We start from the raw sequence: 1,920 nt of genomic DNA on the forward strand, positions 1-1,920 counted from the left end.
GGAGTACACGGTATCTTACGCATCCTCATTCGCTCTGCTGCCTAGCCTTTCAACCCGTTTTTTAGAACGTACCGGCAACATAACAACCTTGGAAAAAAAGGTATTGGTGAGTTATGACGGTTAATAACACACACACCAAAAAGCAAGCGGGATCAGCCGCCGTTGAGTTCCCATTTGTCGTGCTCGCGATGATGTTCATTCTGTGGGGGTTGGTTGCTATCTACCGCTTATTCAGTATGCAGACTCAGTTAGACAATGTTACTTACAACCTAGTGAATGCGATTTCTTCAACTCAACTCAAACCAGAGCAAGGGAAGAATGGTTTACCCGAGACTCTGAAAGGTCCATTACTCGTGCTCGCTGAACGTTATCTGCCGAGTAGTATTACCCGCGGCGATATTGGGATTTTACTTGAAAGTCGTGTCTTTGATACTGCTGCTTCGACGTGGGAATACGAATATCTTTATGCAGGAAGCAACTGCCAAAGTGACCCACCTATTGAGGACCTTACGGACATGCTTGTTGTAGGCAGCGGTGATCCTGCATTGAATGGAAGACCATCCACTTTGATTCAACTGACCATATGCGTAAAGACACCATTTGACTACGAACGACTTGATCTTCCAAAAAGCCTAAAAAGCTCATCAGTAGTGGTAGGTAAGCACTATGGTTAACTCAATGTTTAGCGGCCTAGCCCGGCAGCAAAAAGGTTCCATCACTCTTTCCTTTCTTGCACTACTGCTCCCTGCACTATTTATCGCTGTTGGCACTCTGATGATCTGCGCGCAAGTGATGGTTTCTAATCGAGCTGCGCAAGCCGCTGACTCTGCCGCACTGGCTTGTGCTTTTGCTGATGAGGCGACTTCGAAAATGATGCGCGCATACCAAAGTTACTACCACCCAACATTGAAAGGTGTGAGTGGATTAACGCCAGAAAACCAAGGCTGCCGAATTAGCCTAGGTTACTCCGTTACACCGCTACTACCGCATTTCAGCTATGAACGCTACGACCAAAAAGTGACTGCCACAGGTGGTGGCTTTAAGGGGGTGGTTGAAAGCAAACACTCTGCAATCCCAACAGAGTTGGTGCTAGTGCTCGATGTATCTGGCTCCATGGGCTCAAACATGTCATCACTAAAATCTATTTTGTCCAACGCATTGAATACGATTCAATCTCAGAGCAATAACGCTAACGATTTGGATTCAGTAAGTATCTCGATCGTTCCTTTCGATTCTGGGGTGGCAACACATCGCCCGCCCTGGTTATCCAAAGAAGCGGCCGGAATCTACTGTATCGACGGGCTTAGCTATCGTAATGGTGATTTCTCTGCGGCGCTGACCGTGGATAACCTCGCGACGCTGCATTCAGAGCGACCTGTGAAGTTTACACCGCCAAGTAAGTGGTTAAGCGACTGCAATCAAGAGTCACCAATGCTGCCGTTGACTAACGTCTTTTCCCGCGTCCAAAACTCGATAAACAGCCTGAAAGCAAATGGCGGTACTCGCTCTTATCAAGGTTTGGTATGGGGAGTGAGGCAGCTTATCCCAAGTTGGCAACAAGCATGGGGAAGACACGTAAGCACGGTAGCCGAAACTAGAAGAAAACTGGTGTTATTCACCGATGGCGCTGACGAAGGAAACGCGTTCAATCAACTCGTAAACGCTGGGTTCTGCACTAAGGCTATCAAGCAATACGGCATTGAAATGAATTTCATCGGCTATGGCGTCAGCCCAACTCGAATTACTCAATTCGAGAACTGTGCAGGAAATCCTTTACGCGTATTCAGTGCCACCAATACGACACAACTTAACGAGTACTTTTCCGACATTTTGGCGGTTGAATACTCAGCAAGCATCCAACTCACTCGCTAATTCAAATAAAGCGTTCGATTCAAAAAACCCAAACTTAAAGCATTGAAT

2 protein-coding genes and 1 pseudogene are annotated in these 1,920 nt (G+C 46.9%); all 3 read left to right on the plus strand.

Annotated elements, in window-relative coordinates; all coding sequences use genetic code 11:
- Positions 1-124, plus strand: a pseudogene (locus tag BCT81_RS29975) (pilus assembly protein); the annotation flags it as partial.
- Positions 114-674 (plus strand): tight adherence pilus pseudopilin TadF, encoded by a 561-nt coding sequence (gene tadF, locus BCT81_RS00110; protein WP_102422917.1) that lies wholly within the window; start codon positions 114-116, stop codon positions 672-674. The pseudogene BCT81_RS29975 and the gene tadF, both read left to right, overlap by 11 nt.
- Positions 667-1,872 (plus strand): hypothetical protein, encoded by a 1,206-nt coding sequence (locus tag BCT81_RS00115; protein ID WP_102422918.1) that lies wholly within the window; start codon positions 667-669, stop codon positions 1,870-1,872. The genes tadF and BCT81_RS00115 overlap by 8 nt, the downstream gene beginning before the upstream one ends.
- Positions 1,873-1,920: the final 48 nt, after the last annotated feature.

Origin of the sequence: Vibrio sp. 10N.261.52.A1 (assembly GCF_002876325.1) — a bacterium.
GTDB classification, from domain to species: Bacteria; Pseudomonadota; Gammaproteobacteria; order Enterobacterales; family Vibrionaceae; genus Vibrio; species Vibrio chagasii.